We start from the raw sequence: 23,354 nt of genomic DNA, 5'->3' as shown, positions 1-23,354 counted from the left end.
ACCTATGAACCTAAAATATGCTAAAGGCATCGCCTTTCTCTTAACAGCACCATTTCTGGTATTCTCATGCAATCAAAATTCCACAACGGAAGAATCCGAAACTGCTGCTGACGTACAATTCCTCAATGCGCCCTTGATTTCACACATGTATACAGCCGATCCATCTGCACATGTTTTCGATGGAAAAATATACATTTACCCGTCTCATGATGTCATGTCAGAAGTAGAAGAAGATGACTCAGGTGCACATTTTAACATGAGAGATTACCATGTTTTTAGCATGAAAAGTATAGATTCAGCTCCTGTAGACCATGGTAGAGTACTGGATGTAGATGACATTCCTTGGGCAAAAAGGCAACTATGGGCTCCCGACGCAGCGCATAAGGATGGGAAATACTACCTTTATTTCCCTGCTAAAGATTATGACAACATCTTCCGATTGGGAGTGGCTGTGAGCGATAGTCCAACAGGGCCTTTTACTCCACAGCCAGAACCTATGAAAGGCTCTTACAGTATTGATCCAGCCGTTTTCCAGGATGGTAATGAGTATTACATTTATTGGGGGGGAATCTGGGGAGGTCAACTCCAAAAATGGAGGACAGGAGAATACCTTTCTACAGGAGATTCACCATACGATGACGAACCGGCAGACAATGAACCGGCAATCAGCCCTATGGTTGCAAAATTGAGCGCAGATATGTTGGAATTTGGAGAAGAACCACGTCAGATTCTGATCAAAGATAAAAACGGGGAACCAATCAAAGCAGGTGACCATGAAAGAAGATTTTTTGAAGCAGCTTGGGTACATAAGTTCAATGATACTTACTATTTCTCCTACTCTACTGGTAACACGCATAAAATCGCCTACGCTACCGGAGACTCTCCTTATGGTCCATTCACCTACCAAGGGGTTATCCTTAACCCAGTACAAGGCTGGACCAATCATCATTCAATTGTAGAAGTAGATGAAAAATGGTATATTTTCTATCATGATACCGAACTATCCGGACAAACGTATTTGAGAAACGTGAAAATGACCGAATTGATACATAATCCTGATGGTACGATTAAAACGATTGACCCTATTCTATTGAATTAATAGAAAGTTGAACCATCACCTTTTGTACATCGGCAAACCCCCAAAATCAAGTTTTTTGGGGGTTTTTTATGATATTACTGAATTTACATAGCGATAAAAACGCATATTAAATACATAAAAAAGCTTTTCAAACAGTTTATTTTGCTTTCTACCCTGTAAAAAACTTTTTTTAACCATTCCTTTACGGTACATTTGAAAAAGTATTAGTAAGTTTCCATTACATGAAAGTGTTGGTCAGGGCATATCTTTTGTTGACGTTGGTTTTTGTGATTTCAGTGATCTCAGAAGCTAAGATTCGTCTGTTTGCATTGACCAATCCAACTATTGAAGATGCAATCTTTGAATTTGCAATTACAGGCCCAGATGAGTTGTGTTTGTATTTTGGAAGTATCATAGGTGAGTTTTCCGGAGGAGGAAGAGCTACAGACGTTTTTCGCTGGCAAATTATCAACCCAAATGGTCAGACAGTAGCTGATCGTGAAGGAGGTTTTCAAAATTTCAGTCATACATTTTCAGAAGTCGGGGAATACAGTATACGACTAACAGTCCGTAGGGGTGTTGATGTTGTTCATACCAGTGAAAAAAAGATACAAATCAACCCAGGAGCTGATATTCTGCTGGAAAGCAGCTACCTCACCTGTGAAAATGGCGAGGTGACCATGCAGGCACTAGACCCCGCCACCACTAACCTTTCTAACTTCAGCTTCGAATGGAAAGACAGTAATGGCCGCATAGTCAGCACCAGTAATTCATTCAGCACCGATAGACCGGATCGCTATACCGTGGATTTTTTTACCCGGAACCAGGCAGGAGAAATTGTATGTCCTTTTAGTCTTGTAACAAGGGTCAGCAGGCCAAGGGATTATACGATCAATATTTCAACGAATATTGCTTGTCAGGGGGGCGGAACTATTAATTTAAATTCTACCAATAATGTATTTGGTAATTGGTCTTACATCAAAGATGGAGCAGGGGAGAAAAATTTTATTGGTGAAGGAAGGTCCTTGAGTCTAGTAATTAACAGAGATTTGGATGGACCAGGAAACTATGAATTCATTTTTGAGCCTAACAATAGCAATAATGAGTTTTGCAAATTGGAAGATCGAGTCTCTCTTCAAGTTAATGTCACTCCAAGTATCAGAGTAAGCTTTGAACAAGGCTCAGATAGTTGCGAAGCCAGTAATGGAGTATTAATAATCGAAGTCCTGACAAATGCTGATAGAATTACTCTTTTCAGAAATAATAGTAGATTTGAGCTTTTAGAAAATGTTAAAGAAGGCGATGTCATCAGAATTGAAAATCTAGAACCCGCCATCTACAGAGCTTCCGTGGCATTAGGTAATTGTTCCACAAGTCGTAGTGCTCTACTACCGTTAGTAAATCCTCCTGATGAACTTTTATTTGAAATAATGGAAGTTCAAGATGAGTCATGTAATGAAACTGGAACAATAGACGGGATAGTGAAAGTTAAACTCAATCAACCAAACTTCTCTGGAAGCTTCAGATTATTGACGACCACTGGGGCGATAATCAAAACAGGTGAACTTCAAAATGTTGATGATTTTGAGTTTTCAGCACCAGCAGGCACATATCATATTGAATTAAGAAATCAACAAAACTGTGGAAACCCAAATCCAGAAAGAGTAATCATCAATCAAAAAGGTGAAGTCACTTATACTGTACCCAACAGACTTGCTGTCTGTGAATATTTTGATTTCACACCGAATACTTCCATGGATTTGGTATTCACGCTGACTTATCCTGATAATTCAGAAGTGACCAAACCGAGCGGAGAACCCTTTAGGATAGATCAGGCTGGAGAGTATAAAATAGTTGGCCGAGACACGAATACAGAAGACGGTTTCTGTCCAAATGAAAAATCATTCTTCGTAGACTTAACTCGGCAAATAAATTATGAACCTGAATTAGTCTTCGAAGATTGCTTTGGAAACAAAGAATATATTGCCAATCTCTTTGGAGCAGATTTAAGCTTGTATAGTATTCGATGGTTAAATGAAGCCGACCAAGAAGTTGGGACTGGCGTTCGGTTCGCAACTACTTTAGATGGTATATTTAAGCTAGATGTACAACCTAGGAACTTTGAGGCCTGTCCAACTCCTCCTAAGAGCTTTACCATTGAAGAGTCCATAACTGCTGTTGATGTTACTTTGATCGCAAAACCGCTATGTCCTGGAGAAGATAGTTCAATAGATATACAGACAAACTTTGATGTTGTTACTCAAATTTTGTGGCTTTCAATAGAAGAAGATGGAAGTATTACAAACTTAGATCAATTTGAGGGACAAGCATCTATTGTTATTTCTGAAGAAGGTGTCTATGAAGCAGTGGTTTTTGACAGATTAGGTTGTGAAATCGGTAGAAACTTTATAGAAGTCAAATTCAGCGAAGACCGCGCTTTTTTTGAAATTCCCGAAGAGTTGGTGATTTGTGAAGTATATGAAATCATTCCAGAGACTGAGCTGGATCTGATATTTACAATTACATTCCCCGATGGAACTGAAGAAAGTTACTTTAGTGATGAAGCCATTACGCTTGATCAGAAAGGCGAGCATATTATTACTGCAATAAGTGCCGATCCAGATGTGTTTTTATGTACGATCACAAAAACTTTGGAAGTTAAGAAACGGAATGCTCTCAACTTTGAACCCTTATTGTTTGAACAAACTTGTGCTGGTGTATTTACTTACACGGCAGAGCTATTTGGAGTACCTGTAGCAGAAGCTGATATATTTTGGTATAACTCGAATGGAGAAAGATTAGCAGAAGGAGCATTCTTTTTGCCAGAAGGAGATGGGATCTATGAATTGGAAGTGCGGCCAAAAGGTTCTTTAGTGTGTCCCGAACCCAATCGCAAAAGCTTTGAAGTAATCACACCATTAACAGAACTGGAGGGGGAATTGATTGTCGCTCCATACTGTCCGGACGCACCATTTACCACCATCCAATTAGATGCAGATCTAACAGAAGTCTTGAAGATAAACTGGTATTTTACTAGTTTAAATGGAATAAGGGTTGCCCTTACCGAATTTACAGATGCACAAGAAATTATCGCCATTGATGAAGGTTTTTACAGTGTAGAGATCTTTGGAGCACTTAATTGTTTGTTAGGCGCTGAGGAAGTCTTGGTACGAAGAATTGTAGACGAAGTACTTCCTGCTATCGAAGAAACCTACATTATTTGTGCTCAATTCGGTTTGTTTGAAACCATCGATCCGGGTAATTTCATAGCATATAAATGGTATTTCAATGACAACCTAATCTCTGAAAACCGCATACTAGAACCACAAGAACAAGGACGTTATGAGCTTACAGTTACCACACAAAATGGCTGTAACTACACAGTAAACTTTGATGTTATTGAAGACTGCCAAATGGAAGTCAAACAAACCACAGGCATGCGTGCTAATAATGACACCTATAAGTTTGAAGTTTATGCTAATTTTTTGATTGATGAAGTCGAAGTGTGGATTTACAACAAATGGGGTCAACTCGTACATCATTGCATCAATCCAAATAATCAGGCTGATCAGCCGGCATGTACCTGGTCTGGGGATATAAATGGTGAAAAGGTCCCTCCTGGTTCTTATGTCGTGAAAATCCGCTATAAAAATAACTTCGAAAATATTGACCGTACAGACATTAAGTCACTTTTGGTTCTGGAATAAAAAAACCGGCTCTTAGGCCGGTTTTTTTGTTAGATAAATTGGTTTAAGATATTCTCAAAGAGCTCTTGCTTACCACTGGTTTTCTTTGGTTCTCCTACTGCCAAAGCATGTGCACGCAAATCTTCCAAAGTCAATTGACCATCTTCAAAAGCCTTTCCTTGACCTGCATCGAATGATGAGTAGCGTGTTTGGCGCAAAGATTTATAAGCAGACTTAGTAAGAATTTCATCTGCTATGATCAAAGCTCTCGCAAAAGCATCCATACTACCAATATGTGCATGGAATAAGTCATCCATATCAGTTGAGTTTCTTCGGATTTTAGCGTCAAAATTAACACCTCCTCCATCAATTCCTCCTCCTTCTAAAATCACCAACATAGACTCCGTCAACTCCTGGATATTGATTGCGAATTGATCAGTATCCCAGCCGTTTTGATAATCTCCTCTATTGGCATCAATGCTTCCCAACATCCCTGCATCAACAGCTACTTGCAATTCATGTTGAAATGTGTGTCCAGCAAGGGTAGCATGATTCACCTCTAAGTTTAACTTAAAATCCTTATCTAAGCCATGATGTCTTAGGAAACCTACCACAGTGGCAGCATCGTAATCATATTGATGTTTGGTCGGCTCCATAGGCTTAGGCTCGATCAAGAAATTGCCTTTGAAGCCCTTGGATCTTGCATAATCTCTAGCCATTGTTAAGAATTGCGCTAAATGGGAAGTTTCACGCTTCATATCCGTATTTAACAGAGACATATAACCTTCTCTACCTCCCCAAAAAACATAATTCTCACCTCCTAACTTAATGGTAGCATCTATGGAATTTTTCACTTGCGTACCAGCCCAAGCCACTACATCAAAATCAGGATTGGTAGAGGCACCATTCATGTATCTCGGATTAGAGAATACATTGGCCGTTCCCCATAATAACTTAACACCAGTTTCCTCCTGCTTTTGTAAAGCATAATCAGTGATGATGCGCATACGCTCCTCGTATTCTTCAATCGATGAACCCTCATCAATCAAATCCACATCGTGAAAACAATAATAGGGAGCTCCAATTTTTACAAAAAACTCAAAAGCAGCATCCATTTTGTCTTTGGCTCGCTGTACTGCATCTGTACTGGCATCCCAAGGATGCACCATCGTACCTGGTCCAAATGGATCAGCACCTGTAGCGCAGAACGTGTGCCAATAAGCAATAGCAAATTTGAAATGCTCTTTCATGGTCTTACCGGCAACTACGCGGTTTTCATCATAAAATTTGAACGATAGTGGATTCTGAGATGCTCTGCCTTCAAATTTGATTTTTTCGATTGTAGGAAAATAGGTTTTCGACATATGCGTAATAGATTTAATTATTTTTTTATTCAATTTCAAGCTGTTAACTGAGCCAAACGAGATTTCCAAACACCATAAACATCGGAATAAGCTTCTACCAAAGATTGCTCCGGCTCAAGAGAAGCAATCTTTTCCAAACTTTGAAAAGCTTCATCTGTGTTTGCATAAAAACCTAGACCAATTCCTGCCCCTCGTGCAGCCCCTTGAGAGCCATCTGTATCATAAAGCTCTAAGGATACTTCATTCATATTTACAAAAGCCTCCCGGAACAAGGGGCTTAAAAACATGTTGGCATGGCCTGCCTTCACTGTTTTAAGATTCAATCCCATCCCCTTCATTATATTAAATCCATAGGTTAAGGCTGATACAATCCCTTCCTGTGTTGCTCTTAAAACATGTGAGCGCTCATGCTTGAGTAAATTAAGACCAACCAAACTTGCACCTACAGGCTTGTTTTCCATGATTCGCTCAACACCATTGCCAAATGGAATGAAACTCAAACCCTCGGAACCAATTGCTGCTTTGGCGGCTAATTGATTAATTTCAGGATAAGAAAGTGATTCTCCTCCAAGTAACCGTCTTGTCCATGAATTCAAAATACCTGTACCATTGACACAAAGAAGTACTCCATAGCTTGGTTTCTCCTTTTGGTGATTGACATGAATGAACGTATTAACCCTAGATTTCGGGTCAAATAAAGGCTGAGCAGTCACTCCATAAACGGTTCCGGAGGTCCCAGCAGTGGTTGCTAATTCTCCCTCTTTCAATACATTCAATGATAAAGCATTGTTTGGCTGATCTCCTGCTCGGTAGCAAATGGGAACCCCTGCTTCTATCCCTAAAAGCTCTGAAGCTTGAGCAGAAACTTTTCCTTGAAGTGCAAACGAAGCAGTAAAATCAGGCACTAAGGACTTGTCTATACCGTATACTTCTAATAACCTTTCAGAAACTCCACCCTTTTGATAATCCCAAAATATACCTTCTGACAACCCAGTCTCGGTGGTCAATATTTCTCCTGTCAGCTTCATGGCAATAAAATCTCCCGGAAGCATAAATTTATGTATTTGCTCATAAATTGACGGTTCATGATCCTTGACCCATTTAAGTTTCGATGCTGTAAAGTTTCCCGGAGAATTGAGTAAATGCGGGAGACAATAGGCTGGACCCAACTTTTCAAATGCATGATTACCAATTTCAACAGCCCTACTATCGCACCAAATAATGGCGGGCCTTAATACCTCTTGATTGTTATCAACCAATACAAGGCCGTGCATTTGATATGAGAGCCCAATAGCCTTCAATTCTCCCTTTTGAATAGCTGCTTTGGAAACCAATGCTTTAGTACAATCCACAACATATTCCCACCACATGGAAGGATCTTGCTCTGCCCAATCAGTATAGGGAGAATGAATAGGCATCTCTACTTTTGGTAAAGTTTCGGAAGCGACCACTTTCCCAGTATCTGCATCGAGTAAACTTGCCTTTACGGAAGAACTTCCCAAATCATATCCTAGAAGTAAATTTCTCATATCCTTATAATTACCAGAATAAGATATAGAGTGCTGTTGTAATCACCATGATAAAAAACGCACCTATCTTGAAGCCTGGGCTAGTTGTAAATAAACTCTTGTCAATTTCTATACTTTTCGGGTGGTCTTTACCCTTACCTTCAATCAAACTTATAATCACCATCAAACCAACTAACGTAAGGAACACAACTCCCATTCTATCCAAGAATGGCAAATCAGGCCAATAAACTTTTAACACCACTGAAAGCGGAATACTTAGAGCAGCACCCGTAAGGGCAGCATTAGATGTGGTTTTTTTCCAAAAAACACCCAATAAGAAAATTGCAAAGACCCCGGGGCTTATAAACCCTGTGTACTCTTGAATAAATTGAAATGCCTGATCCAATTGCCCCAAAGCAGGAGCAACAATAGCTGCAATAATAAACGCGACAGCCGCAGTGACTCTACCGATCAATACCTGCTTGGATTCAGCAGCATTTTTATTGATGTACTTGTTGTAAATATCCATGGTGAAAATCGTGGACGTACTATTGGCCATGGAGGCTAAGGAAGAAACAATAGCCGCTGTCAGTGCCGCAAATGCAAGCCCTTTGAGCCCCGTTGGTAACAGCTGTAGCAAGGTAGGGTACGCTCTGTCTGATTTTATCAAACCTGAAACAGGGTCTTTCATCGATTCGACAAAAGAAGCATCTATTCCATTGTTGACAATTACCAAGGCAGCAATGCCAGGAATCACGACTATCAAAGGCATCAGAAGCTTCAAAAATCCTGCAAAAATCATCCCTTTTTGTGCCTCATCCAAACTCTTGGCAGCCAGGGCACGCTGTGTAATGTACTGATTAAAGCCCCAGTAGTTGAGATTAACGATCCACATCCCACCAACCAAAACACTCAGACCAGGAAGATCCAAATAAGCATCTTTCAACCCTCCCTTTCCATCGGAAATCATCATTTCTCCTTTGGAAAGAATCATGGAAAAATGACCAGGCACTTCCTTCCTAAGAAGACCTATGCCATCCCATGCACTTCCCTCTCCTACCATAGTCAAAGCAATGTAAGTAGTTGCTAATCCACCGGCTGCTAAAAAAAATACTTGAACTACATCTGTCCATGCCACTGCCTTGAGCCCTCCATAAATGGAGTAAATCATTGCAAAAAGGGCTAAGCCAACAATCCCATAAGTCATTGGGACATTCATAATCGTATTTAGACTCAAGGCCCCCAGATAAAGAACAGATGTAAGGTTGACAAATACATACAATGCCAACCAAAAAATCGCCATCGTAGTACGCACTCTAGTATCGTATCTGTCAAAAAGAAATCCTGGCATCGTATAAATGCCCTTTTTCATAAAAACAGGCAGAAAGAAAATAGCTACTACCAAAAGCGTAATAGCTGCCATCCACTCATAGGTTGAGATCGCCAAACCTAGTGCAAATCCAGATCCCGACATTCCAATAAATTGTTCTGCGGAAATATTGGATGCAATCAAAGAAGCTCCCACAGCCCACCAAGGCAAAGCCTTAGATGCTAAGAAGTAATCTTTGGAATTCTTGACATGACCTTTTTTTTCCCGAGAGACAAAAAGACCCATGCCCACTATCAGACAACAATATCCGATGAAAACAATAAGATCAATAGGTTCTAATAACATGTATTTGATTGGTTTTATAGGTTTATTTCTAGGTTGGGTTTTATATTTTGCTCGATTGACATCATAGAAAACATTCTGGCTATCCCAAGCTCTAAGCCACGCAACTCTGCTAATCCTTTTAATCTTCCTATGGCAGAATACCCGGGGTTAGTAGCTTTTTGGAGATCATCGAGCATTTGATGGCCATGATCAGGCCTGAAAGGAATAGGTTTATCTCTTAAATTAGTTAATTGAACCAATTCTTTCATCACCTCAAACATGTCTACATCTCCATCCAAATGATCTGATTCAAAGAAATTTCCAAATTGATCCCGTTTTACATTTCTTAAATGAACGAAGTGGATGCGGTCACCAAAAAGGCGTGCCAATTGAGGCACATTATTAAAGGGTCCTGCTCCAAGAGAGCCTGAACACAAGCAAAGACCGTTGAAATTTTTTGGTTGATTTGCAAAAATCCAGTCAAAATCATCCTTAGAGGATGCTATTCTGGGAAGGCCTAATATGGGGTAAGGAGGATCGTCCGGATGTATGGTCATTTGAATACCATGGGATTCACAAGTATCAGCAATGGCATCTAAAAAAAGCTTTAAATTTTGCCTTAAACCCTCTTTTCCGATACCTGCATATATTTCTAAACTGGCCCTCAAATCAGGAATGCTGATCATTGCTTCTGTAGGAACACCCATACAGATAATTTCCTCCAATGCTTTAACCTTTTCAGAGGTATAAGAACTCAACCTACTTTGAAGAATGGATATGATAGATTTGGAATAACTCTTTTCAGCTCCTGATCTTTTCAAAACATAGCAGTCAAAATAGGCTAAATCTGCCCAATCAAAATAAAGCGCTTTTGCTCCAGTGGATACAGTAAATGAAAGATCTGTACGCGTCCAATCTAACACTGGCATAAAATTATAGCATATGGTAGTTAAACCAGCTTTAGCTAAATTTTTCAAACTTTGTATATAATTCGATAAATAAAGCGCTGCCTTTGAATCATTTGTTTTAATGGATTCATGAACCGGCAGGGACTCCACCACCTCCCAGGTTAATCCGTGTTTGGCTATTTCTTGCTTCCTCTGAATTATATCCTGATAATGCCAGACTTCTCCATGAGGCACATGATGCAAGGCAGTGACAATACCCGTGGCACCTGCCTGTTTGATATCACTTAAGCTTACAGGATCATTGGGGCCATACCAACGAAAGGTCTGGATCAAGTTATTTTTCATACATTAAAACTTACCAAGAAACTATATTTGAAAATTCCGTAACCCCACAAGAAGTCACGGAATTGGAGGAAACCCTAAACTAATCTCTTACATGAGTACACTACTAAACTTTGGTCAGGTAATCGACTTAAATTCAAAATAGCTTTTCCGAGGTATAAACTTGGCTACAAATTGATAAAAATGCAACCGATTTCATAATTATTTTTACCCAGATACCAAGGCAGACTACAGTTAATATGAAATATCACCAATTATTATTTTGAATATTAAAAATTATCAATTCATTAAGTTCATCATCGAGACTTATAATAATTGTTTATTTCCCGCCAAAAAACAGCGAATCAACACGCTAAATTTTACACAATTAACATCTAACGAGGAATATTTTTTCAATAAAGTCATAAAAACGGCATAATTTTTTAATATTTTCAGCAGCAATACCATTCTGTTACAAGTTTGGCAAATAAAAAACTAGAACCGAAATCGATTTCATAAAATATTGTTGGTTTAGATACTTAAAAAAATTATTTTTGATCATGCGCTTTCAATGAATCGGAACATTTTCTGGATTTTTGCGCTGATCCAAATTTAGACTTCCAATGGAGAAAGAGATTACAATTTACGATATAGCCAAGCAAAGTGGGGTTTCTCCAACGACCGTGAGCAGAGCACTTAATCATCATCCTGCGGTAAAAGAGAAAACCAAAAAGAAAATATTCCAAGCTGCAGCAGAAATGGGCTATCAGTCAAATGTTTTCGCTGCAAATCTCCGGAGCAAAAAAACCAATAATATTGGTGTTATTGTTCCAAGTCTTAACAGTAGCTTTCAGGCATCAGTACTTGCTGGCATGGAAAAAGTAGCCAATGAAGCTGGCTACAATCTTGTCATCACACAATCTTTGGAATCAAGCGAAAAAGAAGTAGCCAATACCCGTTCTATGTTTAAAAGTAGAGTGGATGGTTTGATAGTATCATTGGCAAGTGAAGCAGAAAAACTAGAACACTTTCAACCTTTTCATAAAAAGGGTATTCCCGTATTGTTTTACGACAGAGTTGCCAATAGTCCAAACAGTGTAGGTGTCACTATTGATAATATCAACGCCGCCCAATTAGCAACCAATCACTTGATTGAACAAGGATGTAAAAAAATAGTCCATGTGTTAGGTAGTACAAAAATCAGTGTCTATGCAGAAAGATTAAAAGGATTCAAGTATGCACTAATGGATAAAGGACTAGAAATCCATGATGATCAAGTGATTGTATTGGATGAGATCAATGAACATGCAGCAGAATATGTCATTGGAAAGGTACTTAAAATGAATCCTTTGCCTGATGCACTTTTTGTCTCTAATGATGCCTGTGCAGCAGCCTGCATGAATCAACTTATTCAGAAAGGGTTCAGAGTTCCAGAAGATATGGCTATCGTCGGATTTAACAATGAGGTTATTTCAAGACTTGTGTACCCCAAAATCACCACAATCAATTACCCTGGCTTTGAAATGGGTGAAGTTGCCATGAAAAACCTAATCAACCATCTAGACAATCCAGAAGCAACACTCCTTCAGAACACCAATAAAATCACGCTGAGATCTGATTTAATCATCCGCGCATCCTCACTAAAGCTCAAATAGTAATTACTATCGAAATTATTGTTTGAAGGTGCTTTCAGGTGGACCTAGATAACTCGGCTTCTTACCACCTGTATCAATTACTATCTTTTGGATGACTAATCCAGAGTCAAGCCCCCAAACTTTAAGTGTATGCACTCCAGGGGATTTTAAATAATGTTTAGATGTTTTTATTTTTACATTATCACCGACAGACCTCATCCACCAAGAAGCGTACTTATAATCAGGAACAGTCTCACCTTCATTGATATTGATGATTTGTGGCTCACCATCATCTATGGCAAGAGCAAACTGCAAGCCCACCTCCCTTTTGAAATCTTGTGTAGGCGACACATACACATGCACACGGATATCTCCTGAACTGAAAGTTGTGAAGTCATATACAACCAACGGAGCTTTCTCCACTGAAACCTGCTTCTCAGAATTCATAGGCTCGACAATCAAGGAAGCATCTGTCCTTCCTAAGTTAGGCACCAAAGTCCAATGGGCTCGTCCCCCATCAACTTTTCGACTAAAATTAGCAGGCTCTATAGCTACTACTCCTTCATTTTCAATAAATCCTGTCGCTTCTACTTGTATGTTGTTGATCGGCACCTGTACACTATACTTTTTACCTGCCCCAGAAAGAATCAGCTCGCCTGTAGCCCTACCCGCAGGTGCACGCTCCCAATCGATACTTACGTATACTTTTTCATGAAACAATACAGATCCACGATCCGAAGAAACCTTAATCCAATCCTGTTTGCCTTTCAGAGAATATCCAATTTCCCGAGCACCCCTATTGATAATATCTAAGTAATACGATTGATCATTGATAGGATCAAATACTGGCATATTTCTGCTAAATCCCCATCTCCCTTCTACTCCCAACCAGCCCCAACGCGGGGGAACACCATGCTCTATGAGATAACCTATTTCATCACTTTCAGGCACTTGAACATACGAAACAGCAGGCATCATATTGAGCGGAGGATGATTCCAACCCGTATATCCAATATAGGTTTGTGACATCATGTGATTCCACTTCCCATCATTCATCGAATGGAATTCTTTTTTTAGCGCAGCATCTTTTTCGAAAAGCTCTTTAGTTCGGTCTGCATAATAATTTGCAGCTACCGCCCCTCTTACCCCGTAGTACTTGTTTTTACCGGCTGACACATACATTTCATTGAGGTTTGCACACATTTCTATAGGCGAATGCACCAACTGATAAAAAGCATCTCTGTAATGCAGAGGAATCTGTTGGTAAATAGCAGTACTCCTACGTAAAAGCTCATTGAATTCAGCAATAATTCTATCAGCTTCCCTATAATTTTCAATACTATAAGTATCCGAGGTGAGCATTTCAGGGGTTCTACGGGAATTATATTTGGTGTATAATGCCAATAGCTTGGCAATATCTTCTGAAAAATGCCCCCCAAATTGCTGCTTGGACCAATGGATGTAATAGCTTGGCAAATCCTCCGCTTGAATGGCATCCGGATCCCATGCCAAATCTAAAAAGAAACTAATCGGAAATTCCATCGGCTTGATATCACCCACATTCACGATCCAAATTTCATTGACTCCATGTTCATAAGTTAGTTTCATCTGCTCCCACACACGTTCGATTTGGGTGACATTTTGCCACCTATAAGAAGTGGGAGCTCCTACATAATCAAAATGATAATACATCCCATACTTAACACCTTTGTTTTCGGAGTTTTGCATAGGAAGGTAGCGGATATTCCCCCAGTTATCATCACTCAATAAAATGGTGACATCATCAGGCACACGCATACCTTTATCGTAATAGTCCTGAACTTCTTTGTAAATAGCCCATACTTGAGGTGTCTCATTCGCAGGTTTTTGAGTGACTTCTTCCAATATTTTTCGCTGATCTCGGATAATGGTTTCCAATAAATCAACGGCCGTCTCCTCTGACATGGCATCATCACCATCGCCTCGCATTCCCACAGTTACCATCGTTTCATAACTACCAATCCTTTCTATCCCTCCTTTCCAGAATTCTCGTAATTTTTCTCCATTTGTAACATAATTCCAAGGACCTTCCCCGAATTCCTCCCACTCTTGATGAGCACGGGTCATGGGTTCATGATGACTGGTAGACATCACAATCCCAAAATCATCAGCAGTTTTGGCATTTAATGGATCATCCACATAAAACATAGTAGGCAGCCACATCGATGGCCATAAAAAGTTGGCCTTATTGCGTAGCAGCAGTTCAAAAACCTTCTCATAGACTTTATGATTGATCCCTCCAAACTTTTCAAAAGCCCAATTTGTAAACGCAGGAGCCTCATCATTGATAAATATTCCACGATACTTGACCGCAGGGCTTTTAGAGAGAAAATTACAATCTTCAATATACACCTCAGCATGCTTAGCTACCGGTACATCAGCCCACCAATACCATGGAGATACACCAATTTTTTCGCTAATTGTAAACACTCCGTATGCAGCACCTCTTCGATCACTTCCAGCAATCACTAAAGCCTTATTTACCCCCGGAAATGGCTGTTCAATGGTTTGGATCCTGTGGCGTTCCCACTGACCTTGAAGTTCATCAACCGTCAATTTGCCAGAAGAAATCAATTCTTTTAGAATGCTACTGTTATCTATTGTCCCAACAATAATAACATCAACTGAATCAATACCGTCAAAATCTTTGACCAAACCCAAAGCTTTTACAGCCACTTTTTTACCGGTAACTCGTTCAATATCTTCTGCTAAAAAATGAGCAGATTTATGGACAAGAGCATTTTCAGATGGATCGAAAACAATCACAGCAGTGCTACGCTCTCCTACAACTTCAAAAAACCTTTGTTGATCATTCTTTTGAAAACTCACATGAATTTGAGCATCCAAGAGTTGAGGCACAAGGAGGAAAATCCATAAAAATTTTTTCATGTCTTCATCAGGTTGTTTGTCTTAAAATTGAAAGTTTTTATGCAGTATTGCAACCGATTTCATTATTTTTTTATAAATTTCGAAAACAAACATTCATTAATTCAACGGAACAGAGTAAAATAGCAACTGAGAGTTGTTTTAAACTCATGATTTGACAAAATATTAATGTAATCGATTTCAAACAAATTCCTAATTAATACAGCTATTAACATCAAGCCTATAAACCGAATGAAACCTATACTCTCGTTTTTTTTCATAATACTGCTCAGCGTATCAGGATTTGCCAATGATGGATACAAGCTTTGGCTGCAATATTACCCCATCCAAGAGCCTCAAGCATGGCAGACCAACTCACTCAGCAATTATGAAGTTATGGGGAATTCCACCACACTTTTCATTATTAAAAAAGAGCTTGAGTATGCTTCACAAGGAATGCTGAATTATTCTAAAGGAAACAATAACCCAACTGAATCGGCATCTCTTCTGATTGGAAAACAGGAAGATCTTACTATCAAGAATTTCCCTTATTCAAAAATCAATGCGCTGGCATCCGATGGTTTTGCAATATTTCATGACCCAGACAGAACACAGCTAATTATTACTGCTAAGACTGACATTGGTTTACTCTACGGAACATTCAGGTTACTCCAACATATTCAAAGCGGCACTAACATACCAAAAGAAGGAGTCTTTGAATCTCCAAAAGTTCAACATCGGGTTTTGAATCATTGGGATAACCTCGACCGAACTGTGGAGCGAGGCTATGCAGGGTTTTCAATCTGGAATTGGCACAGGCTACCAAGACACATTGACCAGCAATACCATGATTATGCACGAGCAAATGCTTCCATTGGGATCAATGGAACGGTTTTAACCAATGTGAATGCAAATGCCTTGATTCTTACACCTACCTACTTGGAAAAAGTAAAAGCACTTGCGGATGTATTTAGACCTTACGGAATCAAAGTTTATCTTACTGCACGTTTTTCAGCTCCTATTGAAATCGGTGGTTTAGAAACTGCAGATCCATTGAATTCAGATGTTCAAGCATGGTGGAACCAAAAAGCAGAAGAAATCTACCAATATATCCCTGACTTTGGAGGTTTTGTGGTCAAAGCAGACTCAGAAGGACAGCCAGGTCCTCACAATTACAAGAGATCACAGGCAGATGGTGCCAATATGATGGCACGTGCCTTAGCTCCCCATGGTGGTATAGTCATGTGGAGAGCTTTTGTGTACAACGAACACACGCCAGATGACCGTCATAAGCAAGCATACAATGAATTCAAACCATTGGATGGGGAATTTTTGGATAATGTAATCATACAGGTAAAAAACGGAGCGATTGATTTTCAACCAAGAGAACCCTTCCATCCATTGTTTGGAGCAATGCCTCAAACACCCTTGATGATGGAATTTCAGATTACCCAAGAGTATTTGGGACATGACACGCATCTAGCTTTTTTGGCTCCTTTATTTGAAGAAGTACTGAAAGAGGATACGTATGTCAAAGGCCAAGGCAGTGAAGTTGCCAAGGTGATAGATGGGAGTTTGCATCAATATAAAATAACTGCGATGGCAGGTGTATCAAACATCGGTACAGATCGCAACTGGACAGGGCATCATTTTCATCAGGCCAACTGGTTTGCTTTCGGAAAACTGGCATGGAATCCTAATCAAGGATCTCAGGAAATCGCTGAAGAATGGTTGAAATTAACATTTAGCACGAATCCAACATTTGTGCAAACCATGACTGATGTGATGATGCGCAGCAGAGAAATGGTTGTCAACTACATGACTCCTCTTGGACTACATCACATTATGGCTGCCAGTCATCATTATGGACCCGGACCTTGGGTTTCAGGAGGTAGAAGAGCTGACTGGACCGCCACCTATTACCATCAAGCGAATGAAAAAGGTATTGGTTTCAACAGAACCTCCACAGGAAGCGATGCGCTCAGTCAATACGCTCCAGCATTGCAAAATACTTGGGGAAATTTAGCTACCGTACCCGAAAAGTATCTGCTATGGTTTCATCAAGTAAATTGGAATCACCCACTTCAAAATGGAGAATCCCTATGGGACAATCTAGCCAAACACTATCAGAAAGGAGTTGAAGAAGCAAGAGTCAATATTTCTACTTGGGAAAATATGCGTGAATATGTAGATGAAAAACGTTTCAATCATGTATTATCCTTTCTAACTATTCAAGCCGAAGAAGCAGCATGGTGGAGAGATGCCTGCCTCCTTTATTTTGGACAGTTTTCAAAGATGCCATTACCGGAAGGAGTAGAACCTCCCAAGCACAGTTTAGAATACTATATGAATTTCAAACCTCATCATGTTCCAGGTATTTAATCATAATAAACTTAAATCATGAGTGAGCAACAACAAAAAGTAGCCATTGTAACCGGCGGAGCATCAGGGCTAGGGTTAGCCACCAGTCAGCGATTTATCGAAGCAGGGATCAAAACCATTATCATTGGAAGAAATGAAGAGAAATTAGCCCAAGCAAAAGCTAGCCTTGGTGAATTGGCGATTTGCATTGCTTTTGATTTAGGTCAGCTTAAACTGATTCCCTCATTAATTCAACGAATTGTAAATGAGCATGGCAGGATAGATATCCTAGTCAACAATGCTGGCATTAACCTTAAAAAAGACTTTTGGGATGTAAGTGATGAAGACTTTCAACGTATCATTCACACCAACGTATGCTCAGTTTTCACTTTGAGCAGAGAGGTAGTTAAAATTATGAAAACACAGGGGTTTGGGTCTATCATCATGATTTCCTCCATGGCTGCTAAATATGGCATCCCTAAGGTAATTGCCTATACCGCTTCCAAATCAGCAATTGAAGGAATGACAAAGGCAATGGCAGTGGAGCTATCCCCTTTTGGAATAAGAGTAAACTGTATTGCCCCCGGGTTTATTGCAACCGACATGTCAGCAAAAGCCTTGAATAACGATCCTGAAAGAAAAAACAAAGTGCTTTCCCGAACGCCAATGGGGAAATTGGGTGAACCTAAGGATATAGCTGAAGCCGCCCTGTACTTTGCCAGTGATGCATCCAAGTATGTCACAGGTACTTCCTTAGCAATAGACGGTGGAAACTCTATTGGCTTTTAAAAACCATCAATAATGAATGGATACCCATAACCAACGAAATGCTATGAAAACCATCTCCCCAAGCCTATTTTCACTTCTTGTTCTTTTTTTCTTTATTGGTTCTTTACATGCGCAAGGCTTGAAAGACCACTTTGAACCAGTTTTTGATATCGGTGCTGCAATCAATCAACGTCAGATATTGGGGCAAGGAAATGATTCACAAGCGGAAGCATTGATCAGCAAACATTTCAACAGCCTAACTCCTGAAAACATCATGAAATGGGCACTCATCCATCCACAGCCTAATCAATACAGTTTTGACGCTATGGATCAACTAGTTTCTCTAGCTGAGCGAACAAAGTCCAAAATTGTGGGACATACCTTAATATGGCATAATCAAACGCCTACATGGGTTTATCAAGATGAGCAAGGAAATGACCTTTCAAAAGAACAGCTGATTTCCCGAATGGAAAACCATATCGAGACTATTATGGGCCGTTACAAAGGCAAAATCATGGGTTATGATGTAGTCAATGAAGCCATTCTTGACAATGGCGAAATGCGGCCTTCCAAATGGTATGAAATTGCAGGAAAAGATTTTATCAAAAGAGCTTTTATTAAAGCAAACGAAGTAGACACTCAGGCAGAATTGTATTATAATGATTACAACATGTGGAAACCTGCTAAAAGGGATGCTACAATTGAGCTTGCTAAGGAAATGAGAGCTGAAGGCATCAAAATTGATGGAATAGGTATGCAGGGACATTATGGACTGGAATCTCCGTCATTAGAAATCATTGAGGAGTGTATTGTGAAAATTGCAGAAGCTGGTTTTCAAGTTATGATCACTGAACTTGATATTGATTTACTTCCTAACCCAGTGAATAGACATGGAGCAGATATTGACGCTACGTTTCCTCAAGATGATTCCTACAATATTTACAAAGATGGCTTACCTGAAGAAGTTCAGGCAAAATTAGCCAAAAGGTATCAAGAGCTCTTTGAGCTTTTTGTCAAGCATCAGGATAAGATATCAAGAGTTACATTTTGGGGACTTCACGATGGGTCTAGTTGGCTGAACAATTGGCCTATGCCAAGAAGAACAGCTTATCCTCTAGTCATTGACAGAAATTATCAAGAGAAAAAAGATATCATTCAAACCTTAATGGGTATTCCTATTACGAGATAGACTTCTGTTAACATTTTAAAAAGCAAAGACAAGAAATGTAAGGAAAGTGCTTGACTCGGTTTGGAGATAAAAGCAATATATCTTCCGGAGTTCTTAATATTGCAAATGATTTCCGTTAGAAAGCACCCCTAAATATCGGTTTAAAAGAAAATTGACTAGATTTCATTAATTTGAAACTTATTAACATAACATCACACATATAGGAAAAACATTTAATCTTAATCAGGTGAGCTTCATAAAAAAATTAGCATTCTTTCTCGTGTTCGGATTTATTCTTTTGTGGACAATTCAAGCACAAGCAAGACAACAGTCTCAGCCTACAATTATCCAATTGGAAGAAGGTCTTACGCAATTAAAAGTAAGTACCATGATAGACTTTTATTTGGATACTTTGGGACAATTCAACATAGAAGATGTTGCCTCGCCTGAATTTCAGACAAAATTCACCAAGGTTAATGATGCTCACATAATATATGATTATTATAATTCTCCGGTGTGGGTTCGTTTGACCGTTCAAAATAATCAGCAAGCAGAAGATAATGGCTGGTATTTTGAATCATGGGGCTTTGATATCAAAAAATTTGCCTTTTTTTTTCCAAACTCCAACGGAACCTTTGAAACCTATGAGGCTGGCTTCCAACTCCCTTTCAATTCCCGTAAAATTCATCATAAAAACTTTAATTACTTCCTCGATATCCGGCCAGGAGAACAAAAGACTTATTATTTAAAGATTTACAGAAGTTACAATCAAGAATTTAGCTTTCATCTTCGTACCAATGAACGATTTCTCAACCACTCCCTAAATGAGTATTTTCTGTTAGGCATTTACTATGGCGTGTTGATCCTGATTTTAATTTTTAATCTCTATTTATTTTTCAAGCTCAAAGATTTGCTTTACCTGTATTTTCCTGGACTCATTCTTTCCTATATCTGGTTTTCGCTCGGTAGAGATGGCTTAGGGTTTCAATACTTTTGGCCAAACAGTCCATGGCTCAACCAACTGAACAATCAGTATGTTATTGAGTTTTTTATTATTGTAGCCACCCTGCTATTCTCTAATCGTTTCGTACAGAAATATACCAAAAGTGACAGAGTATTGAAGTTTACCAATTGGGCAATTGTACTGAAACTCATTTTCTTTATCAATCAGCTATTCTTTTTTGAGTTCAACTTCAACACATACTTAGTAATCACTATTTTGATCCTTTTGATTCCTTTTGGATTTGGACTCAGAGAATTGATCAAAGAAGAGATTCATTCCTGGTCTTACATATTTGCCTATGCATGTTTATTTTTGGTTATCATTTATACCTATTCCAGAAGTATTGAGTTGTTTCAAAATCCTGTACTTAACTGGTATTTGGTCTACCCCGTTATTTTCTTGGAGATGTTGCTTTTCTCCTTTTCGATTTTCAATCAGGTGAAATTTCTGCAGGATGAGTTCATTCGGGCAAACGAGGAAAAAACATTAGTGCTTGAAAAAAACAATCAATTAACTCATGAGCTCAACAGCAAACTCAAAGAAAAAGTAAAAGCACGTACGGAGAAAATTGAGCGTATGGCTTCAGATTTGGCGCAAAAAAATGAGGAGTTACAGGCCACCAATCAGAAGCTAGAGGAGTTGAACAAAAAAGTAACAGAGATGAATTTGCTTTTGCAGGAAAACAATGCAGAGTTAAAATCCTCTGTGGAAGAAACTACCAAGAGTCTTGCCTTGATGAAAGGACTTGGTTTTGAGGAGTTCAAAAAGGTCTTTCCCGACAAAGACACCTGTCTACAATTTTTGGCTGAGTTGAAGTGGAAAGATGGGTATCATTGTAAGAAATGCTCTTATAATAAATATCAAGAAACAGCTAATTTTAGCAAAAGGTGTAAAAATTGCAATTACTTGGAATCTCCAACGGTTGATACCTTATTTCATAAACTCAAGTTCCCTATTGAAAAGGCGTTCTACATCTTATATCTTTCCAATAGAAAAGATGTGGACCTCACACTCAATGAGCTCTCCGACATTTTGGAGTTAAGAAGAGAAACATGCTGGGCTTTCAAAAATAAAATTGCTCAAGCCATGGAAAAAGTAGACCACAATAAGGATCTGAATGGCTGGGAGTCTTTGGCTTTGGTTCATTTGGAATGAATGTAGAATTTAGTCCCGATAGCAACCGAGATTAGATTTTAGAATTCAATCTAAATCTTTGAACACCCATTCTAAGTCTAATTCGAAGCCTTTGATCACTGAGGAGGGGACTGTATGCCCGATGGTATAAAGCTTTGACGGGACGTAGTCGCCATCAGACAATGTGTATATAAAGAGGGTTTTTTCGGATGGATGGATGATCCAATACTCTTTTTCTCCTGCTTCTAGATATACCTCGTATTTATGGATCAATTCCTTTTGATTATTACTTGGAGAGAGGATTTCAACGATCAAATCTGGAGCACCCACACAACCCATTTCATCTAATTTCTCCAAATCACACACCACGCAAATATCAGGCTGCACCACGGTAAAAATATCTTCATTCTTTTTGGACTTCACCGGAAGCCTGACATCGAAGGGGGCTATAAATACTTTGCATGTTTTACCTTCCAAAAATTCAGCAATCCTTCTTACAACTTTCAAGCTAACTTCCTGATGAATCCTTCTTGGTGCAGCGGCTTGCCTAAAGATTTTCCCTTTGATCAGCTCCACCATTTCATCCAACTCCCAAGTCAGATAGTCTGCATAGCTAAATTTACCATATGCAGCCTCAGGCTCATTCAAGAAGTTTTTTTTGTCCTTGGTTTCCATGAAGCTAATTTATAAAATTTTCTAATCACTCAATCAACCAATCACTTAAACACTAATTGCGCAAAGAAATACAGCTCATTCTTCCAATACTTGAAGTCATGGTAGTGATCAGGAAGAATTCGATAGGTATGGGGAATACCTTTTTCTGTTAAGAACTCATGCGCTCCTGTGGTCACATTCATCAAATTATCCTTATCCCCACAACTCAAAAACAAAAGTTTCAAATTGGACTTGGTCACATCAGGCCTTGGAATCAAAGCTTCTCCTCTCTTCGTATTCGGAGCTGGAGAAAAAGCACCAATCCATGCAAAATGCTCAGGGTTGCCCAATCCAAAATTCATGGACTGTCCACCACCCATCGAAAGACCAGCAACAGCTCTATTCTCCACACCTGGCTTAACTTTAAAATTTTTCTCAATGTAGGGAATCAAATCCTTCAACAAATCTTTTTCAAAAGTAGCAAATGCCTTTACCGGCTCAGCTCCAAAAATATCCCCTTCAGCACGATCATTTTTCATGGCACGGCCATTGGGCATCACGATAATCATGGGCTTAGCTTTATTGGAAGCGTAGAGATTATCCATGATGATATTGGGAGTCCCTTGATCCAGCCACTCTCGCTCATCTCCACCTATGCCATGCAGTAAGTATAGCACTGGATAAGCTGTTGCCTCATTGTAATTAGGAGGAAAGTACACATTGGCTACTCGGTCTACCCCTACTGTCTGAGAGAAAAAGCTAATCTCTTTAACTTGGCCCTTTGTACTTGCAACGGGTTGATCAAAACCCGATGGCGCTATAAGTGAGCCATCTTGAGCTAATGACTTATTGATGATAACAAATATGATCAAGATAGAAGTAAGAAATTTATTTTTCATGGTACGTAGGATTAATTTTGAAAAACTGATTATTTGACATTGATAACCATCCTTCTGTAAGCAAACAGATTTGGAATACCGTCGTCAAACAATTCCAAAATGATATGAATATTTTTCTCTTTTGCATCTTGAGGAATTACTAGATTTACTATAGATAAACTATTATTTTCAATTACTGTCATCCGACAAAAACACTGCGTGTTTTTGGATATCTTAGAAAAATACAATAGCGAGGCTATGATGCCTCGCTAAAATTTATGATGTTTATAGTCACTACACCAAAACATCATGTACAAAAATACAAAACTTG

Annotated in this window: 15 protein-coding genes; 7 read left to right on the top strand and 8 right to left on the bottom strand. The window is 39.1% G+C overall.

What is annotated here, in order from left to right:
* Nucleotides 1-4: 4 nt before the first annotated feature.
* Together ACXIUD_RS11160 and ACXIUD_RS11155 are read left to right on the top strand one after the other, a co-directional pair.
* Nucleotides 5-1,099 carry a glycoside hydrolase family 43 protein gene (locus tag ACXIUD_RS11160; RefSeq protein WP_458052721.1) on the top strand — a complete coding sequence of 365 codons (1,095 nt, stop codon included), beginning with the start codon at nt 5-7 and terminating at the stop codon, nt 1,097-1,099.
* A 221-nt stretch (nt 1,100-1,320) separates the two neighbouring features.
* On the top strand, nt 1,321-4,785 hold the full coding sequence (locus ACXIUD_RS11155) for a hypothetical protein (protein WP_458052720.1): 3,465 nt from the start codon (nt 1,321-1,323) through the stop codon (nt 4,783-4,785).
* A gap of 29 nt (nt 4,786-4,814) precedes the next feature.
* Here ACXIUD_RS11155 and xylA read toward each other — a convergent pair whose 3' ends face one another.
* Genes xylA through uxuA form a run of 4 tightly spaced genes read right to left on the bottom strand, consistent with a single transcriptional unit; the run spans nt 4,815 to nt 10,543 of the window.
* Nucleotides 4,815-6,128: a xylose isomerase gene (gene xylA, locus ACXIUD_RS11150; protein ID WP_458052719.1), complete on the bottom strand. Its 1,314-nt coding sequence runs from the start codon at nt 6,126-6,128 to the stop codon at nt 4,815-4,817.
* Nucleotides 6,129-6,163: 35 nt separating this feature from the next.
* Entirely contained in the window at nt 6,164-7,657 is a 1,494-nt protein-coding gene (locus ACXIUD_RS11145; protein ID WP_458052718.1) for a xylulokinase, read from the bottom strand.
* 10 nt (nt 7,658-7,667) lie between these two features.
* Complete coding sequence (locus ACXIUD_RS11140) at nt 7,668-9,311, bottom strand: sodium/sugar symporter (RefSeq protein ID WP_458052717.1); 1,644 nt, start codon at nt 9,309-9,311, stop codon at nt 7,668-7,670.
* Between the two features lie 14 nt (nt 9,312-9,325).
* Nucleotides 9,326-10,543 (bottom strand): mannonate dehydratase, encoded by a 1,218-nt coding sequence (gene uxuA, locus ACXIUD_RS11135; protein ID WP_458052716.1) that lies wholly within the window; start codon nt 10,541-10,543, stop codon nt 9,326-9,328.
* A 599-nt stretch (nt 10,544-11,142) separates the two neighbouring features.
* On the opposite strand from uxuA, the gene ACXIUD_RS11130 reads away from it, so the two are divergent.
* Nucleotides 11,143-12,174 carry a LacI family DNA-binding transcriptional regulator gene (locus ACXIUD_RS11130; RefSeq protein WP_458052715.1) on the top strand — a complete coding sequence of 344 codons (1,032 nt, stop codon included), beginning with the start codon at nt 11,143-11,145 and terminating at the stop codon, nt 12,172-12,174.
* Nucleotides 12,175-12,189: 15 nt separating this feature from the next.
* On the opposite strand, the gene ACXIUD_RS11125 is transcribed toward ACXIUD_RS11130, so the two are convergent.
* Nucleotides 12,190-15,081, bottom strand: coding sequence for a glycosyl hydrolase 115 family protein (locus ACXIUD_RS11125; protein ID WP_458052714.1), 2,892 nt, complete (start codon nt 15,079-15,081; stop codon nt 12,190-12,192).
* A 228-nt stretch (nt 15,082-15,309) separates the two neighbouring features.
* On the opposite strand from ACXIUD_RS11125, the gene ACXIUD_RS11120 reads away from it, so the two are divergent.
* The 4 genes from ACXIUD_RS11120 to ACXIUD_RS11105 all read left to right on the top strand — a co-directional run bounded on the left by ACXIUD_RS11120 (nt 15,310) and on the right by ACXIUD_RS11105 (nt 21,512).
* Nucleotides 15,310-17,439 carry an alpha-glucuronidase family glycosyl hydrolase gene (locus ACXIUD_RS11120; protein WP_458052713.1) on the top strand — a complete coding sequence of 710 codons (2,130 nt, stop codon included), beginning with the start codon at nt 15,310-15,312 and terminating at the stop codon, nt 17,437-17,439.
* A gap of 18 nt (nt 17,440-17,457) precedes the next feature.
* The gene (locus ACXIUD_RS11115) at nt 17,458-18,207 is read left to right on the top strand and encodes an SDR family NAD(P)-dependent oxidoreductase (protein WP_458052712.1); all 750 of its coding nucleotides are present in this window, start codon (nt 17,458-17,460) and stop codon (nt 18,205-18,207) included.
* A gap of 43 nt (nt 18,208-18,250) precedes the next feature.
* Nucleotides 18,251-19,375, top strand: a complete 1,125-nt coding sequence (locus ACXIUD_RS11110) for an endo-1,4-beta-xylanase (protein WP_458052711.1) — start codon at nt 18,251-18,253, stop codon at nt 19,373-19,375.
* A 226-nt stretch (nt 19,376-19,601) separates the two neighbouring features.
* A complete protein-coding gene (locus tag ACXIUD_RS11105; RefSeq protein ID WP_458052710.1) occupies nt 19,602-21,512 on the top strand; it encodes a 7TM diverse intracellular signaling domain-containing protein in 1,911 nt (636 codons plus the stop codon).
* Nucleotides 21,513-21,557: 45 nt separating this feature from the next.
* Here ACXIUD_RS11105 and ACXIUD_RS11100 read toward each other — a convergent pair whose 3' ends face one another.
* From ACXIUD_RS11100 to ACXIUD_RS11090, 3 genes are read right to left on the bottom strand one after another with little or no spacing between them, the layout of a single operon-like run.
* On the bottom strand, nt 21,558-22,166 hold the full coding sequence (locus tag ACXIUD_RS11100; protein WP_458052709.1) for a Uma2 family endonuclease: 609 nt from the start codon (nt 22,164-22,166) through the stop codon (nt 21,558-21,560).
* A gap of 41 nt (nt 22,167-22,207) precedes the next feature.
* The gene (locus ACXIUD_RS11095) at nt 22,208-23,044 is read right to left on the bottom strand and encodes an alpha/beta hydrolase (RefSeq protein ID WP_458052708.1); all 837 of its coding nucleotides are present in this window, start codon (nt 23,042-23,044) and stop codon (nt 22,208-22,210) included.
* Nucleotides 23,045-23,073: 29 nt separating this feature from the next.
* Nucleotides 23,074-23,226: a hypothetical protein gene (locus tag ACXIUD_RS11090; protein ID WP_458052707.1), complete on the bottom strand. Its 153-nt coding sequence runs from the start codon at nt 23,224-23,226 to the stop codon at nt 23,074-23,076.
* Nucleotides 23,227-23,354: the final 128 nt, after the last annotated feature.

This window comes from Mongoliitalea sp. (genome assembly GCF_054166905.1).
The sequence above is the reverse complement of the archived record's forward strand: the minus strand, read 5'-3'. Positions and strand labels throughout refer to the sequence as shown.

What these genes read in the sequence shown, in the direction of transcription:
- xylA (WP_458052719.1), bottom strand. Translation starts at nt 6,128, where the DNA reads ATGTCGAAAACCTATTTTCCTACAATCGAAAAAATCAAATTTGAAGGC.
- ACXIUD_RS11145 (WP_458052718.1), bottom strand. Translation starts at nt 7,657, where the DNA reads ATGAGAAATTTACTTCTAGGATATGATTTGGGAAGTTCTTCCGTAAAG.
- ACXIUD_RS11090 (WP_458052707.1), bottom strand. Translation starts at nt 23,226, where the DNA reads ATGACAGTAATTGAAAATAATAGTTTATCTATAGTAAATCTAGTAATT.
- ACXIUD_RS11155 (WP_458052720.1), top strand. Translation starts at nt 1,321, where the DNA reads ATGAAAGTGTTGGTCAGGGCATATCTTTTGTTGACGTTGGTTTTTGTG.
- ACXIUD_RS11120 (WP_458052713.1), top strand. Translation starts at nt 15,310, where the DNA reads ATGAAACCTATACTCTCGTTTTTTTTCATAATACTGCTCAGCGTATCA.
- ACXIUD_RS11110 (WP_458052711.1), top strand. Translation starts at nt 18,251, where the DNA reads ATGAAAACCATCTCCCCAAGCCTATTTTCACTTCTTGTTCTTTTTTTC.
- ACXIUD_RS11140 (WP_458052717.1), bottom strand. Translation starts at nt 9,311, where the DNA reads ATGTTATTAGAACCTATTGATCTTATTGTTTTCATCGGATATTGTTGT.
- ACXIUD_RS11125 (WP_458052714.1), bottom strand. Translation starts at nt 15,081, where the DNA reads ATGAAAAAATTTTTATGGATTTTCCTCCTTGTGCCTCAACTCTTGGAT.
- ACXIUD_RS11160 (WP_458052721.1), top strand. Translation starts at nt 5, where the DNA reads ATGAACCTAAAATATGCTAAAGGCATCGCCTTTCTCTTAACAGCACCA.
- ACXIUD_RS11115 (WP_458052712.1), top strand. Translation starts at nt 17,458, where the DNA reads ATGAGTGAGCAACAACAAAAAGTAGCCATTGTAACCGGCGGAGCATCA.
- uxuA (WP_458052716.1), bottom strand. Translation starts at nt 10,543, where the DNA reads ATGAAAAATAACTTGATCCAGACCTTTCGTTGGTATGGCCCCAATGAT.
- ACXIUD_RS11130 (WP_458052715.1), top strand. Translation starts at nt 11,143, where the DNA reads ATGGAGAAAGAGATTACAATTTACGATATAGCCAAGCAAAGTGGGGTT.
- ACXIUD_RS11100 (WP_458052709.1), bottom strand. Translation starts at nt 22,166, where the DNA reads ATGGAAACCAAGGACAAAAAAAACTTCTTGAATGAGCCTGAGGCTGCA.
- ACXIUD_RS11095 (WP_458052708.1), bottom strand. Translation starts at nt 23,044, where the DNA reads ATGAAAAATAAATTTCTTACTTCTATCTTGATCATATTTGTTATCATC.